At 65.0% G+C, this 22926-nt stretch carries 20 protein-coding genes and 1 pseudogene; 7 read left to right on the top strand and 14 right to left on the bottom strand.

Annotated elements, in window-relative coordinates:
- Nucleotides 1-34 precede the first annotated feature (34 nt).
- The gene (locus BKA07_RS06245) at nt 35-784 is read right to left on the bottom strand and encodes a sulfite exporter TauE/SafE family protein (RefSeq protein WP_167950131.1); all 750 of its coding nucleotides are present in this window, start codon (nt 782-784) and stop codon (nt 35-37) included.
- A gap of 52 nt (nt 785-836) precedes the next feature.
- Between BKA07_RS06245 and BKA07_RS06240 the strand changes: the two genes are divergently transcribed.
- Nucleotides 837-1616: a DUF1707 SHOCT-like domain-containing protein gene (locus BKA07_RS06240; RefSeq protein WP_167950130.1), complete on the top strand. Its 780-nt coding sequence runs from the start codon at nt 837-839 to the stop codon at nt 1614-1616.
- Between the two features lie 49 nt (nt 1617-1665).
- Here BKA07_RS06240 and BKA07_RS06235 read toward each other — a convergent pair whose 3' ends face one another.
- From BKA07_RS06235 to BKA07_RS06210, 6 genes are all read right to left on the bottom strand, one after another.
- A complete protein-coding gene (locus BKA07_RS06235) occupies nt 1666-2049 on the bottom strand; it encodes a nuclear transport factor 2-like protein (protein WP_167950129.1) in 384 nt (127 codons plus the stop codon).
- A gap of 93 nt (nt 2050-2142) precedes the next feature.
- Complete coding sequence (gene groL / locus BKA07_RS06230) at nt 2143-3780, bottom strand: chaperonin GroEL (RefSeq protein ID WP_167950128.1); 1638 nt, start codon at nt 3778-3780, stop codon at nt 2143-2145.
- Nucleotides 3781-4268: 488 nt separating this feature from the next.
- Nucleotides 4269-4472 carry a cold-shock protein gene (locus BKA07_RS06225; protein WP_167950127.1) on the bottom strand — a complete coding sequence of 68 codons (204 nt, stop codon included), beginning with the start codon at nt 4470-4472 and terminating at the stop codon, nt 4269-4271.
- 347 nt (nt 4473-4819) lie between these two features.
- Nucleotides 4820-5386, bottom strand: coding sequence for a LytR C-terminal domain-containing protein (locus BKA07_RS06220; RefSeq protein ID WP_167950126.1), 567 nt, complete (start codon nt 5384-5386; stop codon nt 4820-4822).
- 2 nt (nt 5387-5388) lie between these two features.
- Nucleotides 5389-5655, bottom strand: a complete 267-nt coding sequence (locus tag BKA07_RS06215) for a DUF3263 domain-containing protein (RefSeq protein WP_167950125.1) — start codon at nt 5653-5655, stop codon at nt 5389-5391.
- Nucleotides 5656-5941: 286 nt separating this feature from the next.
- Nucleotides 5942-7408, bottom strand: a complete 1467-nt coding sequence (locus BKA07_RS06210) for an aldehyde dehydrogenase family protein (protein ID WP_167950124.1) — start codon at nt 7406-7408, stop codon at nt 5942-5944.
- A 161-nt stretch (nt 7409-7569) separates the two neighbouring features.
- Between BKA07_RS06210 and BKA07_RS06205 the strand changes: the two genes are divergently transcribed.
- Complete coding sequence (locus tag BKA07_RS06205; protein ID WP_167950123.1) at nt 7570-8271, top strand: uracil-DNA glycosylase; 702 nt, start codon at nt 7570-7572, stop codon at nt 8269-8271.
- A gap of 70 nt (nt 8272-8341) precedes the next feature.
- On the opposite strand, the gene BKA07_RS06200 is transcribed toward BKA07_RS06205, so the two are convergent.
- Nucleotides 8342-10090, bottom strand: coding sequence for a threonine/serine exporter family protein (locus tag BKA07_RS06200; RefSeq protein WP_167950122.1), 1749 nt, complete (start codon nt 10088-10090; stop codon nt 8342-8344).
- A complete protein-coding gene (locus BKA07_RS06195; RefSeq protein WP_167950121.1) occupies nt 10087-11367 on the bottom strand; it encodes an amidohydrolase in 1281 nt (426 codons plus the stop codon). The genes BKA07_RS06200 and BKA07_RS06195 overlap by 4 nt, the downstream gene beginning before the upstream one ends.
- A gap of 178 nt (nt 11368-11545) precedes the next feature.
- On the opposite strand from BKA07_RS06195, the gene BKA07_RS06190 reads away from it, so the two are divergent.
- Nucleotides 11546-12343 (top strand): SGNH/GDSL hydrolase family protein, encoded by a 798-nt coding sequence (locus BKA07_RS06190; RefSeq protein ID WP_167950120.1) that lies wholly within the window; start codon nt 11546-11548, stop codon nt 12341-12343.
- Between the two features lie 67 nt (nt 12344-12410).
- On the top strand, nt 12411-13238 hold the full coding sequence (locus tag BKA07_RS06185) for an alpha/beta hydrolase (RefSeq protein WP_167950119.1): 828 nt from the start codon (nt 12411-12413) through the stop codon (nt 13236-13238).
- Nucleotides 13239-13325: 87 nt separating this feature from the next.
- Here the strand turns inward: BKA07_RS06185 and BKA07_RS06180 are convergent, their stop codons facing one another.
- From BKA07_RS06180 to BKA07_RS06160, 5 genes are all read right to left on the bottom strand, one after another.
- Nucleotides 13326-14159, bottom strand: a complete 834-nt coding sequence (locus BKA07_RS06180; protein ID WP_342449001.1) for a PaaX family transcriptional regulator — start codon at nt 14157-14159, stop codon at nt 13326-13328.
- Complete coding sequence (locus tag BKA07_RS06175) at nt 14156-15091, bottom strand: tryptophan 2,3-dioxygenase (protein ID WP_167950118.1); 936 nt, start codon at nt 15089-15091, stop codon at nt 14156-14158. The genes BKA07_RS06180 and BKA07_RS06175 overlap by 4 nt, the downstream gene beginning before the upstream one ends.
- 105 nt (nt 15092-15196) lie before the next feature.
- Nucleotides 15197-15580: a protealysin inhibitor emfourin gene (locus tag BKA07_RS06170; protein ID WP_167950117.1), complete on the bottom strand. Its 384-nt coding sequence runs from the start codon at nt 15578-15580 to the stop codon at nt 15197-15199.
- Nucleotides 15577-16689 (bottom strand): M4 family metallopeptidase, encoded by a 1113-nt coding sequence (locus BKA07_RS06165; protein ID WP_167950116.1) that lies wholly within the window; start codon nt 16687-16689, stop codon nt 15577-15579. The genes BKA07_RS06170 and BKA07_RS06165 overlap by 4 nt, the downstream gene beginning before the upstream one ends.
- Before the next feature lie 290 nt (nt 16690-16979).
- Entirely contained in the window at nt 16980-18179 is a 1200-nt protein-coding gene (locus BKA07_RS06160; RefSeq protein WP_209043881.1) for a low temperature requirement protein A, read from the bottom strand.
- 196 nt (nt 18180-18375) lie between these two features.
- On the opposite strand from BKA07_RS06160, the gene BKA07_RS06155 reads away from it, so the two are divergent.
- From BKA07_RS06155 to BKA07_RS06145, 3 genes and pseudogenes are all read left to right on the top strand, one after another.
- On the top strand, nt 18376-19650 hold the full coding sequence (locus BKA07_RS06155) for an MFS transporter (RefSeq protein ID WP_167950115.1): 1275 nt from the start codon (nt 18376-18378) through the stop codon (nt 19648-19650).
- 110 nt (nt 19651-19760) lie between these two features.
- Nucleotides 19761-21776: an ABC1 kinase family protein gene (locus tag BKA07_RS06150; protein ID WP_245161863.1), complete on the top strand. Its 2016-nt coding sequence runs from the start codon at nt 19761-19763 to the stop codon at nt 21774-21776.
- 88 nt (nt 21777-21864) lie between these two features.
- Nucleotides 21865-22113, top strand: a pseudogene (locus BKA07_RS06145) (IS1380 family transposase); the annotation flags it as partial.
- Between the last annotated feature and the right edge of the window lie 813 nt (nt 22114-22926).

Genomic DNA, 22926 nt, shown 5'->3' with positions numbered 1-22926 from the left:
CACGCCGATCGGCCGACGTTCTCCGACGCGGCGTTCACCACAGATGGATCAGCCCTTTGATCAGGGTCGCCGCTCCCCCGCCGAGAGCAAGAACGATCATCGCGATGCGCGCGCTCGACGATTCGATTCGCTTCGACAGCCAGTCACCGCCGATGAGTCCGGCTACGAGCATCGCCGCGATCCCGATCCACGTCTGCACCTGCAGCTGCGGCCAGGCGCTGTGGTCGAATATGGCCTTGAAGATGACCGCCGAGGTGGTGCCCACCATGAGGAACGGCTGCAGGGTCGCGGCGAATGCGCGCTGCTGCCAACGTGTCAGCACCGCATAGGCGCTGACCGCTGGACCACCCGTACCGGCGGCGGCCGACATTGTTCCGGAGAGGAGACCGGTTGTGAACTGAGTGGTGAAGTTCGCGGGCATTGTCTTCCCGATCCGTCCGATGACCATGGAGCTGATCAGTGAGGCGATGATCAGGACGCCGATGAGGATCTGCAGGGGCGGTGCCGGCAGAGCCGCGGCGAGAAGGGCTCCGGGTATCGCTCCGATCACCGTTCCCAGCGTCAGCTTCCACAGCGAGCTCCATTCGACTTCTCGCCAGGTGCGGAGGAAAACCGTGCCGCTGGCGACGATGCCGCAGATGTTGACGAGGACGACGCCGGAGAACGGGTCGAGCAGGAGCACGAGGAACGGACCGCTGACGAGGCCGAACCCCATCCCTGCGACGCGCTGTGAGACCGCCCCGAGGAACACCGCAGACAGGATGAGCACGACGACGGGTTCCATTCGCTCAAGTCTAATTCAAGGCATCATTGTGGGCGGGGTTACAGTAAGAGACATGAGCAGTCATCCTCTCTGGTCACGGTTCAGCGCGGATCCTCGCGTTCATGGGCAGGTGCGTGCCTCGGACGCCGACCGTGCCGTCGTGACCGATGTGCTCGCAGAGGCGTTTGCGCTGGGGCAGATCGATGCAGAGGAGTTCGACGAGCGCAGTGAGGCCGCCAACGGTCTGAAGACCCTGGGTGAGGCGCCCGAACTCGTACGCGACCTCGTCATCGCCGAGGCGGAGGATGCGGAGCCGGGCGAGCTCGACGAGCCCGCCCGTGCCCAGGCCCTCGCCCGGTTGGAAGCCGACCGCGTCCCGATCACGCCCGAGCAGATCGATGCGGCCGCCCGCAAGTACTACAAGGACCGAGTCCGCAACGCGATGCTCGGAATGATCGCCGGCCCTGCCGGTATCACGCTGGCGATCTGGACCGTCTCCTCGCTGGCTGCGGGCGGTCCCATCTTCTTCTGGCCGATCTTCATCGTCCTACCGATGCTCTTCGGGGCGATCTCACAGGTCGCCAACAAGGACGACGTCATCCGCAGGCGCAAGCGAGAGCTGACGAGACGAGCCAGAGCACAGCTCGGTGATGCCGAGGCGCAGCGGGAGCTCGAGGAACACAAGCACGATGACGACGATGACGATGATGGTCAAGACGCGTTCGGCCGCGGGCTGCAGCCTCCGCACCCCTTGGCTCCTCCATTCGCGCCGGACCACGATCATCCTCGTGATGAGACCCGCCGGCGGAGAGAGGAACGCCGACGCCGACGCCGGAACGACCCCTGGGACTGAGCTGGCCGAGGCGTCACTCGTCGTCGCGTCAGACGTGGACCTCGTCGCGTCAGACGTGGAACGTGCGGATCTGGGCGAACTCTTCGGCTTTGTGGGTCCGGAACCAGAACGTGTGCGAGAACTGCCTGACGTCCTCACCGTCGTTCGAGAACTCCCACTGGCCCCACGCGGCCGCGGCTTTGCCATGGGTGATGGCTGCTTCGAGGTGACCGGCGACGGGCTTCGAAGCCGCCAGCCCCAGCAGCGCCTCGACGACCTGGTCGCGGCCGGTGGTGGTCTGAGTTCCACCGCTGTCGACGATCTGGAGGACGCAGTCCTCGGCAATCACCTCGGCGAGGGCTGGTTTGTCGGTCTTGAACAGGTTCTCTTCGAAACGGGCGACGAACACGTTCTTCGGGCTGTTGCCGCAGGACTCTGTGCCGGTGAAATTCATGGCATCCAGGCTACGGGAGGGCGGGTGGATCGAAAAGAGCCGTGACGGCGCCCTTTCGGGTACCGCCACGGCTCTTCGAGCGATAAGGGCTGATCAGAAGCCCATGCCGCCCATTCCGTCCATACCGGCAGCAGCTGCGTCAGCACCTGCCGCAGCCTTCTCAGGTTTGTCGGCGACGACCGACTCGGTGGTCAGGAACAGACCGGCGATCGAGGCGGCGTTCTGCAGAGCAGAGCGGGTCACCTTGACCGGGTCGTTGATGCCGGCGGCCAGCAGGTCCTCGTATCCACCGGTTGCGGCGTTGAGACCGAATCCGGCTTCGAGGTTGGCGACCTTGTCGGCAACCACACCGGCTTCGAGGCCGGCGTTCGTGGCGATCTGCTTGAGCGGGGCTTCGATGGCAACCTTGACGATGTTGGCACCGGTCGCTTCGTCACCCTCGAGTGAGAGGTTGGCGAAGGCGGTCTTGCCCGCCTGGATGAGCGAGACGCCGCCACCGGCGACGATTCCCTCTTCCACAGCAGCCTTGGCGTTGCGCACTGCATCTTCGATGCGGTGCTTGGTCTCCTTGAGCTCGACCTCGGTCGCGGCACCGGCCCTGATGACCGCCACACCGCCGGCCAGCTTGGCCAGACGCTCCTGCAGCTTCTCACGGTCGTAGTCCGAATCCGAGTTCTCGATCTCGGCACGGATCTGTGCGACCCGACCTGCGATCTCCTCTGCGTCTCCGGCACCCTCGACGATGGTGGTCTCGTCCTTGGTGATGACGACCTTGCGGGCGGTGCCCAGCATTTCGGTCGACACACTGTCGAGCTTGAGCCCGACTTCCTCGGACACGACCTGACCACCGGTCAGGATGGCGATGTCGGCCAGCTGAGCCTTACGGCGGTCTCCGAAGCCGGGAGCCTTGACGGCCACGGACTTGAAGGTGCCGCGGATCTTGTTCAGCACCAGGACGGCAAGGGCTTCGCCCTCGACGTCTTCGGCGATGATGAACAGCGGCTTGTTCGACTGCTGCACCTGCTCCAGGACGGGCAGCAGATCCTTCACGTTCGAGATCTTGGAGTTGACGATGAGGATGTAGGGATCCTCAAGGACAGCTTCCTGGCGATCCGTGTCGGTCACGAAGTAACCGGAGATGTAGCCCTTGTCGAAGCGCATACCCTCGGTCAGCTCGAGCTCGAGTCCGAATGTGTTGGACTCCTCGACGGTGACGACGCCTTCCTTGCCGACCTTGTCGATGGCCTCGGCGATCAGTTCGCCGATGGCAGGGTCTCCGGCGGAGATACCGGCTGTAGCGGCGATCTGTTCCTTGGTTTCGATGTCGATGGCGTTCTCGAGCAGAACACCGGTCACGGCTTCGACAGCCTTCTCGATGCCGCGCTTGAGGCCGAGCGGATCAGCACCGGCCGCCACGTTGCGCAGGCCCTCGCGAACGATTGCCTGAGCCAGAACGGTGGCGGTGGTGGTGCCGTCGCCTGCGACGTCGTCAGTCTTCTTGGCGACTTCCTTGACGAGCTCGGCGCCGATCTTCTCGTAGGGATCCTCGAGTTCGATCTCCTTGGCAATGGAGACACCATCGTTGGTGATGGTGGGTGCGCCCCACTGCTTTTCGAGCACGACATTGCGACCGCGGGGCCCAAGGGTTACCTTGACCGCTTCCGCAAGCTGGTTGAGGCCAGCTTCGAGTCCCCGACGAGCTTCTTCGTCGAATGCAATCATCTTTGCCATAGTGGCTTAGATCCTCCCTGATGGAGTGGAGTGGGCTTCCAGAGCAATCGCCAACGCCCGCGACGGCAGAGAGTGTGTCCGCATGTTCCATTCCACACATGAACCACGCTCTCGAGGCGATTGATGAGAAACCCAAGGTTTTCACCAGTACTAGATTTAGCACTCTCCCCATGCGAGTGCAAATATTGTCGACTCTCCGAGACTCACGATCGTGGCCGATCCCTGCATCGGCGCAGGTTCGGCCCAGCGCGAAACTGCCGGGCACCCGGGCGCGGCGAGGTCGGGCCGCGGGTCCGGACTGCGGGCCGCAGCCCCGCCCCCGGTCTCGCTCGGATACGTCTGGTCCGGAAAACTCGCTCGGACGCGTCCGGTCCGGGCACTGAAAAGCGCCAAGCAGTTGCCTGCCTGGCGCTTTCCCAGCTCGGAGGAGACGGGCACGCGACCCGTTTCCCGCCGAAGCGGATCTCAAGACTTTGCTTCAGTGAGCCTCAGAGGAGGGTGACGGACTCCGCCTGAGGACCCTTTTGTCCTTCTCCCACTTCGAACTCAACCTGCTGGCCCTCTTCGAGAGAGCGGTAGCCGTCCATCTGGATAGCGCTCCAGTGAACGAACACGTCCTGGTTGTTGCCTTCCAGGGTGATGAATCCGTAGCCCTTTTCGGCGTTGAACCATTTGACGGTACCTTGTGCCATTACTTCTCCATACAGTGCAGTGTCATTGACATTCCACCATCCGATTGCGGCCGATCCGGCCGCACTGCAGACAGCGGAAGCTAGTAAAACCCAACCGACCCCGCGATTTCTCTCATTGACCTCTAGAGAATGATCTCGGTGAAGCACGAATAGAACACAAGGACAGTGCTTGCCTAGCTGATGCAACTCTACCCCAGCACCGGACTGGTCCCTCGAGCGCTCAACACTGTTACCAATTCGTTATCTTGGCTGTTCGGACGAGTTCGCATCCGCACCGGTCCCATGTCGGCAGCACCGTCCGATCGGAGCCGCGGGTGCACGGAGGATCGCTCGCAACGCCGGTCGGGTCAGTTCTCGCCCGATCCGCCATCGCTGGGCTCGGGCCCGCGCTCTGCGATGTCCGAGCAGATGACGACGGTGATGTCGGCGTCGAAGTCCGTCGACGCCTCGGTGGCGTCGACGCCGAGGGCTTCGGCCACCATCTCTGCCTGTGAGGCATCCGACTCATCCTTGTAGAAGACGGTCGAGTCGCTCAGTCCGGTCGAGTAATTGCCGACCTCGCCGACGCTCCACCCCTTCTTCTCCACCGCCTCGGAGAACTCCTGGGCGACTCCGGAGACGCCCGAACCGTTGAGGACGTCGACGTCGAGCGAGGAATCCGCGACGCTGACTTCGCTCTCACTGGGCGAGGGGCTCGCCGAGGCGGTTTTCTCGGAGCCGGGTTCGGCGACGTCTGACTCCGGGTTCTTCATCGACGACGTGATGATGTTGATCGCGGCGACCACGAGCAGCACGGCGACGAGTGCGAGGATGATGACCAGCGCGATGGCGCCGACGTTCGACTGAGCCGCGGACTCCTGTCGGTGGGCCCCGCTGCGTCGTCCGGTTTCGATCTCGTCGAATTCGTCAGTCATGTCTACCTCGAGACGCGGGCTTGTGCCCGCTCACTCTGCCGCGTGGTGCGGATGCGACGCAGGCGTTTGACCAGCATGGGGTCACTGGCCAGTGCGGCAGGGTTGTCGAGCAGGGAATTGAGGATCTGGAAGTAGCTGGTCGCCGACATGTCGAATCGCTCCCGGATCGCGTGGTCCTTTGCTCCACCGTATTTCCACCACCGCCGTTCGAACTCCAGAACGGACTCCTCGAGCTCACTCAGTTCGGGGGCCTCTTGGTTCTGCGGCATAGACGGTGTGCTCCTTCGAGATGAATCGTTGTTTCCATCTTATCTCCCGGACGACGGGACCGAAATTCGCGGCGCGCCGTGCGAGGTGCACCACATCCTTCACCCCCTCCGCTAAGGGGTGGACCGCGGTCCACGGGACGGCCCGGGGTAGGCCCTGGGCAGCCTGTCGGCGGGCGAACAGGACGACCCACCCTGCTGCAGGTGACTCACATGTGTGGCCACCCGCAGCAGGGTGGGTCGGGACCGTCAGCCGAGTGGATCGAGACCGTCGGCCGGGCGGGAACGATCAGCGGATGCGGATGTTGACCTGTTTGATCTGGGTGAAGCCCTCGAGCATGCCCTCCAGCGATGCCTCGCGGCCGAAGCCCGAGGTCTTCATGCCGCCGTAGGACTGGCCCGCCATCTGGCCGCCGCCCTGGTTGACCTGGACCCAGCCGGATTCGATGCGGTTGGCCATCGTCAGCGCCGCATCGACGTTCTTCGTGAAGACGAATGCCGCGAGGCCGAACTCGCTGTCGTTGGCCATGTCGACGACCTCGTCGACGTCTTTCCACGGGATCACGGAGAGCACGGGCCCGAAGATCTCCTCCTGGCTCGTCTGCCATTCGTTCCGGGCCCTCGAGAAGATGACGGGTGCGTGGTAGAAGCCGGGTTCGCCGACCTCGAGGGAATCGGAGCCGTCGTAGGCGACCTCGACGCCGTCCATCGCCTTGCCCATCTCGATGTAGTCGGCCACCTGGTCGTACTGCTTCTTGCTGATGATGCAGCCGATGTCGGAGTCCTCATTGCGAGGGTCTCCGACCTTCATCTTCGACACCGCATCGACGAGCTTGGCGAGGAAGTCATCGTAGATGTCCTCGTGCAGGAACAGGCGCGAACCCATCGTGCAGGACTGACCCTGGCGTGCGAAGCGGGTCGAGAGCAGCACCTGCTGGAGGGTGTCGTCGTCGTTCGAGTCTGGGAAGATGATGTTGGGGCTCTTGCCGCCGAGTTCCATCGACGAATGCGCGAGACGACCGCCCGCCAACTCGGCGACGTGACGGCCGACGTTGGTCGAACCGGTGAAGGAGACCTTGTCGACGTCCGGGTGGACGTTGAGGGCCTCACCGATGACCGAGCCCTTACCCGTGACGACGTTGAGAACACCGGCGGGCAGGTTGTCGGCGATGAGCTCGGCCATCTTGAGGATGGTCAGCGGTGCATCCTCAGCACACTTGAGCACGATGGTGTTGCCGGCGGCGAGCGCGGCGGGGGTCTTGAACGCGGCGATCATCAGCGGAGAGTTCCAGGGCAGGATTCCCGCGACGACGCCCAGCGGCTCGCGCTTCGTGTACTGCAGCTGTCCGTCGCCTGCGGGCAGAGTGCTGCCCTTGACCTCCCCGGCGACTCCGCCCATGTAGCGGAACAGGTCGACCAGGGTGCCGGTCTCGGGCCGGGCCTGGGTGCGGATGGCGTTTCCGGTGTCGATCGCAGTCAGCTGGGCGAGCTCCTCCGCACCGGCTTCCAGCGCGTCGGCACACCGGATGAGCGCCTTCTGACGTTCCTTGAAGGGCAGCGCGGCCCATTCGGGGAAGGCCTTCCGAGCGGCCTTGACGGCGCGATCGGCATCGTCTTCCTTGCCATTGGCCACAGTCGCGATCACGACGTTGCGATCGATGGGGGTGATGACGTCTTTCCTGTCACCGTCGGCGGCTTCGACCCATTCTCCGCCGATGAACATCTTCCAGTCCGTGGCCTCGGGAAATTGCGACATTGTGATCCTTTCACCTACTCAGTTCTGCGATGAACTCCTCCAACCGAGCATATCTCCTGCCCGGGTACGAAAAGAATGGTGGGACGGTAGGCGATGATGCACACCTGATCTGCATCGTGTGCACACATTCGCCGCTCAGGTCCGGCGGTAGAATCGCGGGCATGACTTCCACTGCTGCGCTGCCCGAAATCATGTCCGACGACTGGGCCGCCGCACTGGCCGACCAGGAGGATCGCATCCACGCCATGGGCGATTTCCTCCGCGAGGAGATCGCCGCCGACCGGAGCTATCTGCCCAGCGGCGACAAGGTGTTCCGTGCCTTTGCGGAGCCCCTCGCCGAGGTGAAGGTGCTCATCGTCGGCCAGGATCCCTATCCGACGCCCGGGCATCCGATCGGATTGTCCTTCGCCGTCGATCCCGATGTCCGGCCGCTCCCCCGGTCGCTGACGAACATCTACAAGGAACTTGCTTCCGATCTCGGTACCGAACCCGCCGCCCACGGTGACCTGCAGGCGTGGTCGCGTCAGGGAGTCATGCTGCTCAACCGCGTGCTGACCGTCGCTCCGGGTGAGCCCGCCTCGCATCGCAAGCGCGGCTGGGAAGCGATCACGGAACGGGCGATCGCCGCCCTCGTCGACCGCGACCGGCCGCTCGTGGCGATCCTCTGGGGTCGGGATGCGAGGAGTCTGGCTCCGATGCTGCAGTCGGGACGCTCCGAGGTCGCGATCATCGAGTCCGCGCACCCCTCGCCGCTGTCGGCCAGCCGAGGATTCTTCGGCTCCCGACCGTTCTCACGCACCAATGAGCTGCTGGCGCAGAAGGGCCTGGCTCCCATCGACTGGAGCCTCCCGCCCCAGGGGTGATCCCTAGGCACGAATTCCACGCCGCCCACTTCGATTGCGCGAACGACGCTCAGTCGTGCGGCTCGGACCCTCAGTCGCGCGGCTCGACGGTGTCCATGGTGATCGTCGAATCCGAGGATCGCGCGGATTCGGCAGTCTTCTCCACCGCATCGGCCTTGAGGCTCTTCAGCGGTCGGGCCAGGTAGCTGCCGAGCACCGCGCCGACGGCCAGCGCGGCATTGGCCAGGATCGCTGAGAACAGCGAGGACAGCCCCACTGCGAAGGACGTCGTCTCAGATTCGGCGACGATCTGGTAGACGGCGGTGAAGATCGACAGCCCCTGCAGCAGCGTGTAGATCGCGGGAATCATGAGCACGATGGCAGGCGCGCCGAATCGCAGTGACAGCGGACGGGCCAGGAATCCGGTCACGGTCGAGGCCAGCAGACAGGCCAGGACGTTGTCGACGGAGAGGATCGTCAGCGAGGTCATGGTGATGTAGGAGGCGAGACCGACGAAAGCGGCCGGCAGGATGAATCGCCTCGTCGACTTCATGCCGACGACACCGGCCATCGAGACGACGGCCGCGGCGACCAACGACACGATCGCAGTGAGGACGTGCACACCGGTCTTGGGCACGAGGACCTCGATCGGATCGAGACCGATCGCCTCTCCTGTGACGACACCCAGGGCCAACCCCGAGACGATGCCGGCCAGGGTGAGAACCACTCCCACCATTCGTCCGGCAGCGGTGAGTGGGAAGTTCGTCAGGGCGTCCTGGACGGATGAGTACAGTGACTGTGTCGGCAGCAGCAGGACGATTCCGGCGGCCACCAGGTACTGCGGTGACTCGATGATGCCGAAGTTGCCCGCCACCATCGCCACCAGGGTCGCGATCGCCGCCTGCAGGGTCGTGATGAAGAAGCTGGGCAGAGTGGTGCGGCCGATGACCTTGCCGGCCTGGCTGATGAAGATCGACATGACGATACCGAGGCCCGCGGCGATGGCTCCGCCGCCGAGCAGCACGACGAGGCTGCCGACCATGAGTCCCCAGGCTCCCGTGACGAACCATTCCCGGTAAGGTCTGCGTTGGTGTCTGATGGCGTCGAGACGGCTCCGCGCATCGTTGAATCCGATGTTTCCCGCGACCAGCTCGGTGACGAGTTTGTGCACGGAGCCCAGCTTCGCGAAGTGGATCGATTCGCCCCGGTTGACGCGCATCACGGTCATGAGGCGACCGTCAGAGGTCGAATAGTGCACGGTCAGCGTGTTCGAGGTCAGATCCACCTGCGCAGTGGTCAGCCCGAAGGAAGCGCAGGCCGCGATGACGGAGACCTCGATGTCGGAGGTGCCCGCACCTGCACGCATCATGATCGCGGCGATGTCGGCGGCGAAGTCGAGGACCATCCGGGCCTCGTCCTCACCGGGTTCGCTCGCCTGCACAGGAGCCTTGTACGGGGACCCTTTGAGGGCTGTGACGATGGGGACGGGCTGAGTGTTGACCGAGGTGCCGGACCCGGATACGAGCCTGCCGACGGTGCGCCTGGCCACACGCTGGGCGATCCGCTGCGAGGCACCCCTGTGCTCTGCTCTCTGCTTCGACTTGGCTGTCGACGTCTTCGGCGCCCTCGCGTCGGCCGGACCCGTCTCCTTCGGCTCCAGCTCTCCGGTCGGCGCCTCGGCCTGCTCCTGCGAGCGCTGCTGGCGGGAGAGCTCGAGCAGCTCCTGAAGTGCTTTGGAGCCGGTTTCACCCTGATTCGCACCGTGCTCGGGTCCGGTCGACGACTGGGCGTCGACCGGCACCTCGGCGGTGGGGGCCTCTTCTGTGCGCTCGTCCGTCACGGCTCACTGATGAGAGTCGGGCCGTGCGGATCTGCGACATCGGCGGATCCGGTCTCGGCATCGAATTCGAAGACCTTGCGGCCGGAGACGAACACCTGGTCGGCGCGGGAGTTGAGGTCGAGAGGGTCGCCGGACCAGATGACGAGGTCGGCGTCGCGGCCGGGGGCGAGTGATCCCAGACGGTCGTCGAGGCCGAAGATCGCGGCGGGGTTGATCGTCAGCGCTTCGAGCGCGACGACGGGGTCGAGGCCCTCCTTGACGGCGAGGGAGGCTTCGTGGATGAGGAAGTTGATCGGGATGACGGGGTGGTCGGTGGTCAGAGCGATACGGACGCCGGCCTTGGCCAGCGCGCCTGCGGTCGCCAGGGTGCGGTCGCGCAGCTCGACCTTCGACCGGCTGGTCATCAGCGGCCCGAGGATGACGTCGATGCCCTTGTCGGCGATGAAGTCGGCGATCTTGTGGCCTTCGGTGCCGTGGTTGACGACCAAGCGGTAGCCGAATTCCTCGGACAGCCGGATGGCCGTGGCGATGTCATCGGCTCGGTGGCAGTGCTGGTCGAAGGCGAGCTTCCCGTCGAGGACGTCCGCCATCGTCTCGTTCACGAGGTCGCGCTCGAAGGGGGTGCCCTCGGTTTCGGCGTGGGCGCGCTTGGCCTGGTAGTTCCGGGCGTCGACGAAGGCGTCGCGGAGGATCTTCGCGGTTCCCATCCGCGTCGAGGGAGTCACGTTCTTCTCACCGTAGACGCGCTTCGGGTTCTCTCCCAGAGCGGACTTCACGGACAGGTCCTGCGTCACGAGCATCTCGTCGACGATCCGACCCCAGGTCTTGATGAAGGCCGTGCGTCCGCCGATCGGATTGCCGGATCCGGGTTTGATGAGCGCCGAGGTGACGCCTCCGCGCAGCGCGTCCTTGAATCCGAGGTCGGTCGGGTCGATGCCGTCGAGGGCACGCACGCCGGCACCGTTGGGGTCGGTCATCTCGTTCGTGTCGTCGCCCGACCAGCCTTCGCCGTCCTCATGCACGCCGAGGTGACCGTGGGCTTCGATGAAGCCGGGCAGCACCCAGCGTCGGCCGGCGTCGATGACTTCTGTGCCGGCAGGCAGGTTCTGCGCCGGCGCGTCGCCTACGGCCACCGAGGCGATCGCCCCGTTCGAGACCAGGATCGTGCCCGATTCGATCGGACCGACACGTCGGCCGTCGGCGTCCGCGATGGGCAGGATCCGAGCGTTGGTGATGGCGAAATCGGAGATCTCGGGAACCGGAACCGAACGATACATTGTGCTCCTCATGCAGTGGCCTTCACGGACGCGGACCGTCTTGAAACGAGTCTACGCCAGGCGATCAGCACTGGTCATGAGGCAGGGTCGGTCGATCGGGAGGCAGGGGGCGGGGCAACCCGGCGACACCGATTCAGTATAGTGCGAAGTCGAAGAATCAATGAGAGAAGGACCCCTGATGCTCGAGACCATCGGTACGTATGTGGCCATCGGCGATTCCTTCAGCGAGGGGCTGATGGATCCCGATCCGGACGGCGTCGACAATCGGTACCGAGGGTGGGCCGATCGTCTGGCGCAGATGCTCGTCGACTCCCCCGTCGGCAGCCCCGATCTCGCGTACGCCAACCTCGCCATCCGCGGTCGACTCCTCGACTCGATCGTCGACGAGCAGGTGCCCAAAGCCCTCGCCATGAAACCCGATCTGGTCAGCTTCTGCGCCGGCGGCAATGACTGCCTGCGGCCGATGGCCGACATCGACGACCTGGCCGGTCAGTTCGAACGAGCCGTCGTCGCGTTTCGGGAGGCCGGCATCGAGGTGCTCATGTGCAACGGATTCGACACGGAGATCAGCTCACCGCTGATCCGTGCGGTGCGTCCTCGCGTGGGCATCTACAACGCCCACCTGTGGTCGATCGCACAGCGTCACGGCTGCCACATGACCGATGTCTGGGGTCTGCGCCCGCTCTACGCCGGTGACATGTGGGCCGACGACAGGATCCACCTCTCGCCCGCGGGGCATGACCTCGTCGCCAGGCAGGCGCTGGCGACGCTGGAGAGCGGACATTCGCTGCCCGCCGAGGGCTTTGCGATGCCTGCTCGTCCGACCCGTCCGATCAGGGACGTCGTCAGCGAGGAGTCGAAATGGGCTCGGGAGCACTTCGCCCCCTGGGTCGGTCGTCGTCTGCGCGGACAGTCCTCGGGCGACAAGCTCGGCGCCAAGCTGCCCGACCTCACCCGCGTGCGCAGGTCCGAATGACTGCACAGGTCCGAATGACTTCGCAGATTTCTATGACTGCGCACATCGAATGACTGCCGACGGCCGCATGGACCAGACCACGAGCGCCCCCGACGAGAGTGAGCGATTCGCCACACTGAGCGCGGCCGGTGCCGCACTCGACCCGGTCGCCTCGGAATCGGCGCGATCGGCAGATGCCGCCGTCGCCGGCTTCTCCCGTCACGAGTACGGCAGAAGCCCCGATCAGTTCCTCGAAGTCTACGGTGACCCGACCACCACCTCGGCGACGGTGATCTTCGTCCACGGCGGATACTTCCGCCAAGGCACGGACCTCACCCATGCCCGGCCCCTGGCCGCAGCCCTCGCCGAGGCGGGGGTGCTGTGCGTGCTCGTCGAGTACCGACGCTCCGGTGGGCAGCCGAACTGCCTCGACGATGTCACCTCGGCCATCGCATTCGCGTGCGATTCGCTGTCGGCCTGGGGCGTGAATCCGCGGGCGCGGGACAGGCTCATCGTGTCCGGGCATTCGGCGGGAGGATGCCTGGTCCTCGCCTGGGCGAGCCACCTCGGCGAGGTTGGGCCGGAATTCCGCCTGCGGCCGCTCGCCCCGATCACGGACCTGTTCCGGGAAGTCGAGGACGGTCTCGCCGGGGGCGCTGTGCTCGACTACATGGGGGCGAGCCCCGAACAGGACCTCGCACCGTATCTGCGTGAGGACCCGCGGTCACGGGCGCTGCTCATCCCGGGGCGGGCGGATCTGGTCACTTTCCACGGCGACAGGGACCTCACGGTCGACATCGGCTTCTCACGGGTGTTCCCGGCGCGCCTGATCGTTGCCGAGGGCGCCGATCACGCCGATCTCGTCGACCCCGATTCCAAGCATTTCCCCCTCCTGCTCGACGTGCTGCTGGGCTGACCGACCGACGCCCTGCCGGACCGGTTCGAAGTGCCGCCGGGCTGATCAGGAGCGCCCCGCCGAGACTGCCGGTGGCGGTACAGTCGATCAGTCTGCGGCTGCGACCTTCGCGACATAGTCGTGTGCGGGTGCGGAGAACCGGGCGCGCAGCTCGGCGAACAGATCGACGCTTCTCATTCCCGGCCAGTCCGCGGGCAGAGCGTTGGCGGGCAGTCCCGGATCCACGTAGGGGATCGTCTTCCAATCATCGACGCAGCGCAGCCACAGGATGAAGGATTCACGGTCATCGGAGGCAGATGCCTCGATGGCATGGTGCTCATACCGGTCGAGGAATACGGTGTGTCTGAGTGCAAGTCGATCCAGGTCCCACCACGCCGCCGCCGACCGCGCGAAGGGCCCGGCCGTCCGCGGCGTCTGCGTGATGAAGATCGTCGCATGCTCGCGGGCCGCGAGCCTGTCCACCGCGTCCTCTGCCTCTGCGCGCAGATGTCCGGGAGCGATCCACAGTCCGTCGGAGACCGCGCCGAAGCCCAATCCCATGAGCGCTCGACGCAGCTGGACCCGCTTCGACCGCTCCACTTCAGGCAGGGAGTAGGAGACGAGACACCAAGGTTCGTCATCCCGCTGGCCGCGGTAGGAGAAGATCCGCCGATCGCCGCGTTCGAGGTCGGTCGCGGCCGCTGGGTCCACACGGTACCCCGCGAGGCTGTCCCGCTTCTCCGACAGGAGCAGCCCCCTGTCCTTGAGCCTCGACACGGCGCTGCGGGTCGAGGAGGTCGGAACTCCCGCCGTGGCCAGGAGCTCGAGCAGACCCGCGACGCGGATCCACCCGCCCAAGTCCCGCAAGTGGAGTCCGACGAACGTCCGCAGCAATGAGGTGGGACTGCCCGGTGCCGGTTCGAGGGCGACGATTCGGCTCACATCCCCGGGCAGCCGGAGGCCGCGTCACCGGACCGAGCGGCAGGTGCGGTTGCGGTGCCGGGCCCGTTCTCGATGCCGGTGCGGATGTCGAACAGCTCGGGGAAGAAGGTCAGGTCGAGGGCCTTCTGAAGGAACCCGACGCCGCTCGAACCGCCGGTGCCGCGCTTCATGCCGATGATGCGCAGCACCGTGCGCATGTGCCGGTAGCGCCAGAACTGGAAGTTCTCCTCGAGGTCGACCAGCTCCTCACAGCTCTCGTACTCCAACCAGTACTTCTCGGGGTTCTCGTAGATGATGCGGAAGGCGTCGAGGAGTTCCTCGTCGAAGGTGTGCGCCACGCTCACGTCCCTCTCGAGCAGTCGCTGGGGAACCGGGAGTCCGCGACGGGCGAGGGCGCGCAGGAATTCGTCGTAGACGCTCGGCTCGTTGAGGTACGTCTCGAGCTGCGCGCGGGCCTCGGGCTCTCCGTCGAAGACCTGCAGCATGCCGGCGTTCTTGTTGCCGAGCAGGAACTCCACCGCCCGGTACTGCCAGGACTGGAAGCCCGATGACTGGCCGAGCTCATCGCGGAACCCGACGTATTCGCTCGGCGTCAGCGTCGCGAGCACCGACCACTGCTCCGTCAGGGTCTTCTGGATGTGCTTGACGCGGGCGATGCGCTTGAGCGCCAGCTGGAGCTGGTCGTCGGCGATGAGGCGGCGGGCGTCGAGGAGTTCGTGGATGACGAGTTTGAACCACAGCTCCGTGGTCTGGTGCTGGATGATGAACAGCAGCTCGTCGTGGTGGACCGGTTCGCTGACCGGGTGCTGGGACGTCAGCAGACGGTCGAGGCTGAGATAGGACCCGTAGGTCATCGTCGACCGCAGGTCCGTGTGGATGCCGTCCTCGAGGTCGCGTTCGTTCTTCTTCGACGTGGTGTCATCGTGAGTCATGCGAGCCAGTCTATTGCAGTTTGTATCCGATCGATCGTTCTATGCAACAGAGCCTTCCGTTCAGCTGGGGCTGACCACCATGCGCCGTCCGCCCTCTGGTCTGGCTCACTGCCCGGCGCCCGGCGTCCTCCTCTGAGGTTCTGCCACCTGCCGAACGGTGTCGACGAGCAGCCTCCACTCTCCTGTGAGTTCGGTTTCGCCGAGGCGGGCTCGACCGTAGCGGCTCTCGATCTCGTAGACGAAGCGATCAGCCTGCCCGGCGCCTCCCGCCCCGGCTTCGCCCGGCCCGACATGGGCCGGTTCCGCCCCGTCTGCGGCAGTAGACGGCCAAGGCAGACGAGTCACCTGAGAGCCGATCTCCTCACGGAGGGAGCTCGCATCGATGTCGAGGTCCCAGACGAGGCTGAGACCGGCGAACCCTCCCGAACGAGCGATGACGATGCGACCGAATCCGACACCGCCACCGCCGCTCGAGCCACACTCGCTCACGAGCCGCTCCCCACGTTGCCCCGTCCTGCCGCTCGGGTGACGCCGACGGCGTCCCAGCTCTGGACGAGGGCGTCGTGAACGTCGGATCCCTCACCGAAGGCCGCGGCCGCCTCGGCGATGGTCAGCGCCGCGAAGCCCGCGAAGTCGGTGCGGGTGGTGATCTGGGACCCTACAAGGACGGCGAACCACACCTGTCCCACGGTCTCCCATGCTCGTCCGCCGAGGTTGGTCGCCGCAAGCGCGAAGGCGCGGTTGGGGATGCCGGAATTGAGATGGACCCCACCGTTGTCGGAGTCCGTGGTGATGAAGTCGTTCATGTGGTCGGGCTGCGGATCCGTGCCGAGGACATCGTCGTCATAGGCGGTGCCGGGCGCGATCATGGAGCGCAGAGCCTGACCGGTGACGTCGGGGGTGAAGACTCCGGCGCCGATGAGCCAGGTGGCTTGGTCAGCGCTCTGCCCGGCATCGTGCTGTTCGGTCAGGGCACCGAAGACGTCGGCGCAGTGCTCGTTGAGTGCCCCGGGCTGTCCGGAGTACTCGAGATCCGCGGTATGGCTGATGACGCCGTGGCTGAGCTCGTGGCCGATGATCGACAGCGATCCCGTGAACCCGGTGAAGACCTCGTCATCGCCGTCACCGAAGACCATGAGCCGACCGTCGAAGAAGGCATTGTCATAGTCCTGGCCGTAGTGGACGCTGGCGATGAGCGGCATCCCCTTGCCATCGAGCGAGTCGCGATCGAAGACCTCGGCGAAGAGCGAGTAGGAGGCACCGAGTCCGTCGTAGGCCTCGTTGACCGCTTCGTCGGAGACCGGCTCTTCGCCCTCGCTGCGGACGAGGACTCCCGGCAGGGTCTCGGTGCCCTGCGCGTCATGGATGATCCGCTTGACACCCGATGCGCCTGTCGCCGACCCCGCAGCGCCCCGGGACCCGGACTCCGAGTCCTCGAGCAGCGGCGTGTAGCGCAGCCCCTCGGCGCGCAGGCTGCGAGAGGATTCGTCGGACATCCGAGCGCTGCGAGCGGCACGAGCGGCGCGGGGGAACCTCTCGCCTCCGCGCTCGGCGAGGGAATCAAGGAGGTAGGGCGGGATCACATGACGATTGCTCATGTGACCAGGGTCTCACGCCCAGCATGAGAGGAACAGGTCGAGCGCAGGCAATCTGAGAAACGCAGCAGTCGGGCGCAGTCCGGGCAGGCAGACGGTGAGACCCCCACTCGTCGACCGTCACCGAGGACAGACTGGGCGGAATCGACCGAGCCCTGGTCCGCCTCGGCGTCTGGCTCATCGAACTGGGCCGCAGACAATCGATGCATCCCGGCCGCAGCGCGGACGAGATCGCCCGCAGGGTCGACGCAGCGAAGACTCACGACATGAGGCACTTCACCGGCCTCCGGAACTCACGCCCTCACCTCGGTGCCTGTTGACGACTCACCGCCCTTCGGCGAGGCCACGATCAGGGTGATGACGATGATGATCATGAAGAAGGTCGTGAGGAATGTCGGGATCGGGATGATCGGATCACACAGCACGAGGAGCGCGCAGATCGGCACGATCGTGTTGACGGCGCCGCCGGCGTTCGGCCTGATCGCCAGCAGCCACACGCCGAGGACGAAGACCGCGATCGGCACCGAGACCGTGAAGGTCGCAAGCACCGGATCAAGCGCGCTCACGCCCAGTTGCGAATCGACTTCGATGCCGACTCCTGCGGAGAACGCTCCGGCGGCGGCGAAGATGACGTAGTGGCCGTAGCCGTAGGCGAGTGAGCCACCGAGGCTGCCGATCGCGCGGTGATGGGGCGGCCAGAAGTAGATCCACCACATCGCCGCCGTCACGATGAGGCTGAGGACGCCGAGAGAGACCAGCGAGACGATGTCCTCACTGTCGGAGAGGGCTTCGAACACCGCGTTCGCCGAGGCGAGCATGGACTCGCCGAGGACGATGATCGTGAAGCAGCCATAGCGTTCGGTGATGTGCTCCGGATGCCAGGGCGTCGTCCCCCGCGCTTCCGCGACGACGGGGATGGCCACCTCGGCGAGGACGAGGATGAGGAAGACGACCGTCGACAGCACGTGATCGTCGATGCTCATCCACGTCACCCACAGCACCTGCACGATGCCGATTCCGCAGGCGTAGACGACGGTCGTTCGCCGCGCCCCGCCCGCATGCCGAGAGGCCCGCAGCCACTGCGCGATCATGACCACGCGCATGAGGATGTAGCCGAGGATGACGAAGAGGAAGTCGTCATCGGCGAAGGCAGGCCCGATGCCCGCCGCCAGGATGAGCACACCGCCCATCTGCACGATCGTCATCACCCGGTAGAGCCAGTCATCGGTGTCGAAGGAGGTCGCGAACCAGGTGAAGTTCATCCACGCCCACCAGATCGCGAAGAAGATCATGAGGTACTTGGCCAGGCCCACGCCGAGGTGGCCGGCAGTGACCGTGTCATGCAGGGTGGACGCGGCGATGGACACCGCGATGACGAACACGAGGTCGAAGAAGAGTTCGAGAGTGCTCGCCGCGCGTCCCTCCTCACCGGGCTCGCGCGGCCGCATCGGGACGAGTCGGAACCTGCTCGGCTGCACCGCGTCACTGGTCATGTCGATCACTTTCGCATCGGGAGGGGTAGGGACGGATCTTCGCTGGGAACAGTGTAAACGGCGGCCAGCAACCTCCCCTGCCACCTGGGGGCGCTGCCTGCCACCTCGCCCCCTGCCACCGGCGGGCCGATCTGCCGCCGCCTCGGGGAGCGGCTCGCGCGGCTCGCCTGGTCATGCGCTCAACTAGACTGGTCAGGTGCTCAAACCCATCTTGTGGCCGGTCCTCGCGCCCTCACTCCTCTTCGCCGTCGGTGTGGGCTCGATTCTTCCCATCGTGGTCCTCGGCGCGCTCAACCTGGGCGCGAGCTCGTCCTTCGCCGCCGCCATCGTCGGCATCATGGGCGCAGTGTCCCTTGCCGCAACGGTGCCGGCGGGAATCCTCATCGACCGCCTCGGCGACTTCCGGGCGATGCTCGTCGCCACGATCACAGCGATCGTCGTCCTCGGCGGGATCGTCGCGGCCTTCCTCTGGGACTCCTCGGCCTCCCTGATCGTGTACACGATCGCGCTCATGCTCTTCGCTCCGGTCGCCGATGTGTGGAACCTGGCCAGGCAGGCCGTCGTCGCCGAGGTGATGCCGGCGAAGGATCTGGCCAAGGCGATGACCGCCCTGGGCGGCACGCAGCGGGTGGGCAACCTCATCGGACCGATCGTCGGTGCGGGACTCATGCTCGTCCTCCCACTCTGGTCGGTCTTCGTCTTCGCGGGAGCCGCGTCCCTCGCCGCCATCGTCGTCATGGCCCTGCCCATCGCCCACATCCCCGGCTACTCGGACCGCGGGAATGCCCGTTCGGCCCCGCCCGCGGCAGGGGCGCCGGACGCCGATTGCTCGACGGACCCCACCCCCGCCGAGGCGGCCGGGACGAATGCGCGCAAGCCCCCTCGTCCTCGCCTGGAGGTGAGGTGGAAGGCCGTGGTCCTCGTCGGGATCTCGATCATCGCCCTGACCGTGGCCCGGTCCGCTCAACCGGTGGTGATCCAGCTGTGGGGCGTCGAGATCGGGCTGCAGGAGTCATCGATCTCCCTGCTCATCGCCTTCGGTGCCGGCCTCGAATTGGGCTTCATGTTCCTCGGCGCCTACATCAAGGATCGCCTCGGTCGGACGACGACAATGGTGGCCTGTCTCACGATCTTCGGATCCGGCTTCGTCCTCATGGTGCTGCGTCCGGACCTGGTCGGGATGATCGCGGCCGCCTCGGTCATGGCATTCGGCAACGGACTGGGTGCCGGGGTGAACATGACCATCGGTGCGGACCTGTCGCCGGTGATCGGACGCGCCCGCTTCCTCGGCATCTGGGCGATCTTCTCCAACGGCGGCAAGCTGGCGGGCCCGACCCTCATCTCCGTGGTCATCGCCCTCGCCTCGCTGCGGTTCGGGGTCGTGTTCCCGGGGCTCTTCGCTCTCCTCGGTGCCGTGTGGGCGCTCATCTGGTCCAAACAGATCGGACTGCCTGGCAGAATGCGCCGCTGAACTCTCCTGGCTCGTCTCCGGTCGCCCCGGGGCCAACCGATTAGGCTGGTGACAACCGGCCCCTGACGCGCGCAACGTTCGGGCACCCCGCTGTGGAAGGAGTCATGCTCATGGCCGCCCTCGATTTCGGAGCCTACGTGCTGCTGAGCATCGCCGCCCTGCTGTTCCTCTTCCTGCAGTCGTGGCTTGCCGCAACCGTTGTGCGCCGCGTCGTCGGCGTCCCGACAGGATGGCCGCGGACCATCGGGGTGGGCCTGGTGATGAGCGCTGTCATGGCGCTGACGGTGCAGTACCTCTATCGCGCCGGAACGGGACAGAACGCCGGTGGTCTCGACGTCGCGCCGGGAGTCGCTCTCATGCTCCTGCTGCTGGCCACCGGTTGGATCTTCGCCTTGGGCGTCGGAGCGCTCGTCGTCATCGAAGCGGCCTTCCCGACGGGCTCCGTGCCCGGCCCCCAGTCTCTGCTCTTCGGCTGGAAGGCGCGCAGGCGACGCGGCCGACGCTACGCCGAGGTCGTCTCGATCGCAGTCCGCCACGGTCTGGGATCACAGATCCGCGGCTTCGGCCGAAGTGCGTCCCGGGGGCGTGAGGCCAAGACGGCCCGAGCGCTGAAGAACTCCCTGGCGGAAGCCGGAGTCACCTTCGTCAAGCTCGGACAGATGCTCTCGACCCGTCGTGATGTACTGCCTCCCGCCTACGTCCACGAGTTGGAGCTGCTGCAGACGCAGGTCTCCCCCGAACCCTGGTCGGTCATCGAACCGGCGATCGTCGAGCGCATGGGCAGACCGCTGAACGAGGTGTTCTCGCGCATCGACGCCACACCACTGGCCGCCGCCTCAGTGGCACAGGTCCATGAGGCCACGCTGCTCGACGGCACCGACGTCATCGTCAAAGTCCAGCGGCCGAAGGCCCTCAACCAGGTCAACCAGGACCTCGACATCATCCTGCGTCTGGCCAGGTGGCTCAACAAGACCACGGTGTGGGGTCAAGATCTGGGTATTGAGAACCTGGCCAAGGGGTTCGCCAACTCCCTCGAGGAGGAGCTGGACTATCGGATCGAGCTCGGCAATATGCGTGCCATCGAGGACAGTCTGCGACGATCGGGCAAATTCTCCGTGACCGTGCCCCACAGCTACCCGGAGCTCTCGAGCGAACGGCTCCTCATCATGGACAGACTTCCCGGTCGCCCTGTGTCCTCGGCCGGGCAGCTCTTGGCCGAACTCTCCCAGAAGGAGCGAAAGGCACTGGCCACCACCCTCCTGGGAGCGACGCTCGAACAGATCATCACCGACGGCGTCTTCCATTCGGACCTGCATGCGGGCAACATCTTCATCATGCCCGAGGGCGGATTGGGACTGTTGGACTTCGGCGCGGTCGGCCGACTCGACCCGGGAACACAGACGGCTCTGGGCCTCATGCTCTACTCGATCGACCAGAACGACAGCGCCGGAGCCACGGACTCCCTCATCGAACTCCTCGGCCGCCCGGAGAATCTCGACGATCGGGCCGTTGAACGTGCCGTCGGCGAACTGCTCACTCGCTACGGCGGCGGAAACAGGTCGTACAACGGTCAGAAGCTCTTCGACGACCTGTTCAACCTGGTTCTGGCCCATCGGTTCTCGGTCCCGGCCCCGATCAGCGCGGCCTTCCGAGCCATGGCCTCGGTCGAGGGCGCGCTCCTCGTCATCGACCCCACCTTCGACGTGGTCGACGTCGCCCGCAACGAGGGCAACCGCCTCATGCGCAGCAAACTGAAGTCCACGAAGATCACCGACGAACTCCAGCGCCGTACGATGCAGATCCTGCCGATGATCGACCGGATGCCTCGGCGGCTCAACAAGATCACCGAGGACCTCGAGCAGGGACGCTTCTCGATGAACATGCGAGTGCTCGAGAACACCTCCGATCGACGGTTCCTCACGAGCCTGTTCCAGCAGCTCATCGTCGCCGTCCTGGCCGGTGCCGCCGTCTTGGGGGCGATCATGCTCATCACCAGCGAGGAGGGACCGCTGCTGACCGAGGGCATCCACCTCTACGCGTTCTTCGGGTTCGTCCTGCTCTTCGGGGGCTTCGTCCTGAGCATGCGCTCCCTCATGCTCGTGTTCAAACGCGGCGTGGACGGTTAACTCCAATTCCGTTAGGTTAGGGCGTTGTGTGGACTGCCAAGGATTGACACACGGTCACTGATAACCCGGTTGTTTGATGCACCGCTGCCGAATCAGTGCCGCCGTCGCCGAACTCACCGGAGTCCTCGACCTGAGCGACTGGCCGGACGGAATGCGAATCAACGTCCGCCGGGAGAGTTCCCACCCGGACGCGCAACTGCGTTTTGATGACGTTGACGGGTACAGGCTGACCGCGTTCGCGACGAATACGACCGGCAACCAACTCGCGGATCTCGAAGTCCGGCACCATTCCAGGACCCGGTGCGAGGATCGGACCCGCTTCGCCAAAGATTCGGGATTCCGTGTTTGCCAACTTCCCACTCAAGCCCTTCGACCTGAATTCCACAAGATTAATTACATTGTGGAACTCAGGAGAGCCGATGTCCGTGATCGTATCGAGTTTAAGAAAGCCTGGGAGTTGGATGCCCGCCAAGCTGTGGCGACACACGGTCACCGCGTCATGTTCGGATGCCAGAATCAGGCTCCGACGCGCATCTGAGCACGCGAATCATGATGGCGAGCCCACCAATGAAACGTCGAGGTTAGCGGTATCCGGTCAGAACAAAACCGGCGCACTTAGGGACATGAGAGCATAGGGCAATTGGCACCCAACTCATTTGGGATGAAGACGTTGCAGATTCGATTCCGGCTGGTCGCACAATGCCCTCCTGGCAGCCCGTCTATTTTGAATCGCCCAACGCTGTGATCGCCTTTTGACGCTTAATGTTAAAGATCAACGCCAGAATGAAAAAAACGATTGCAACTACCCATAGAATGGCTGAATACTGACTTGCGACGGGGGTGAGCGCAAATATAATGCAGGCCGCCCCGAGAAGCAAAAAGAGGATGGGAAATCGCTTCAACATGATCTTCCTATCTGCAAATGTCACCGGATCGCATCACTGGTAGCGATCCGGTGACTGGGTTGGGTTAGTCTACTCTAGTGGTAACTACTTCCCGTTGGCCTTGCCAATGCAGTATGTAACGACTCCGCTACCAAAACCTGTCAGTCCTGCAATGCAAATCGCACAACCAGCACCGGCAGTTGCTGCGCAAGCCGCCGCACACGCAGTTGCAATAGCTGTCGCTGTCCACCCGGACAGCCCCTGGC

Source organism: Brevibacterium marinum, from assembly GCF_011927955.1.
Taxonomy (GTDB): Bacteria; Actinomycetota; Actinomycetes; order Actinomycetales; family Brevibacteriaceae; genus Brevibacterium; species Brevibacterium marinum.
The sequence above is the reverse complement of the archived record's forward strand: the minus strand, read 5'-3'. Positions and strand labels throughout refer to the sequence as shown.

Excerpts from the sequence above, each read along its gene's own strand:
- BKA07_RS06245 (WP_167950131.1), bottom strand. The coding sequence starts at position 784 with ATGGAACCCGTCGTCGTGCTCATCCTGTCTGCGGTGTTCCTCGGGGCG.
- BKA07_RS06240 (WP_167950130.1), top strand. The coding sequence starts at position 837 with ATGAGCAGTCATCCTCTCTGGTCACGGTTCAGCGCGGATCCTCGCGTT.
- BKA07_RS06235 (WP_167950129.1), bottom strand. The coding sequence starts at position 2,049 with ATGAATTTCACCGGCACAGAGTCCTGCGGCAACAGCCCGAAGAACGTG.
- groL (WP_167950128.1), bottom strand. The coding sequence starts at position 3,780 with ATGGCAAAGATGATTGCATTCGACGAAGAAGCTCGTCGGGGACTCGAA.
- BKA07_RS06225 (WP_167950127.1), bottom strand. The coding sequence starts at position 4,472 with ATGGCACAAGGTACCGTCAAATGGTTCAACGCCGAAAAGGGCTACGGA.
- BKA07_RS06220 (WP_167950126.1), bottom strand. The coding sequence starts at position 5,386 with ATGACTGACGAATTCGACGAGATCGAAACCGGACGACGCAGCGGGGCC.
- BKA07_RS06215 (WP_167950125.1), bottom strand. The coding sequence starts at position 5,655 with ATGCCGCAGAACCAAGAGGCCCCCGAACTGAGTGAGCTCGAGGAGTCC.
- BKA07_RS06210 (WP_167950124.1), bottom strand. The coding sequence starts at position 7,408 with ATGTCGCAATTTCCCGAGGCCACGGACTGGAAGATGTTCATCGGCGGA.
- BKA07_RS06205 (WP_167950123.1), top strand. The coding sequence starts at position 7,570 with ATGACTTCCACTGCTGCGCTGCCCGAAATCATGTCCGACGACTGGGCC.
- BKA07_RS06195 (WP_167950121.1), bottom strand. The coding sequence starts at position 11,367 with ATGTATCGTTCGGTTCCGGTTCCCGAGATCTCCGATTTCGCCATCACC.
- BKA07_RS06190 (WP_167950120.1), top strand. The coding sequence starts at position 11,546 with ATGCTCGAGACCATCGGTACGTATGTGGCCATCGGCGATTCCTTCAGC.
- BKA07_RS06185 (WP_167950119.1), top strand. The coding sequence starts at position 12,411 with ATGGACCAGACCACGAGCGCCCCCGACGAGAGTGAGCGATTCGCCACA.
- BKA07_RS06175 (WP_167950118.1), bottom strand. The coding sequence starts at position 15,091 with ATGACTCACGATGACACCACGTCGAAGAAGAACGAACGCGACCTCGAG.
- BKA07_RS06165 (WP_167950116.1), bottom strand. The coding sequence starts at position 16,689 with ATGAGCAATCGTCATGTGATCCCGCCCTACCTCCTTGATTCCCTCGCC.
- BKA07_RS06160 (WP_209043881.1), bottom strand. The coding sequence starts at position 18,179 with ATGACCAGTGACGCGGTGCAGCCGAGCAGGTTCCGACTCGTCCCGATG.
- BKA07_RS06150 (WP_245161863.1), top strand. The coding sequence starts at position 19,761 with ATGGCCGCCCTCGATTTCGGAGCCTACGTGCTGCTGAGCATCGCCGCC.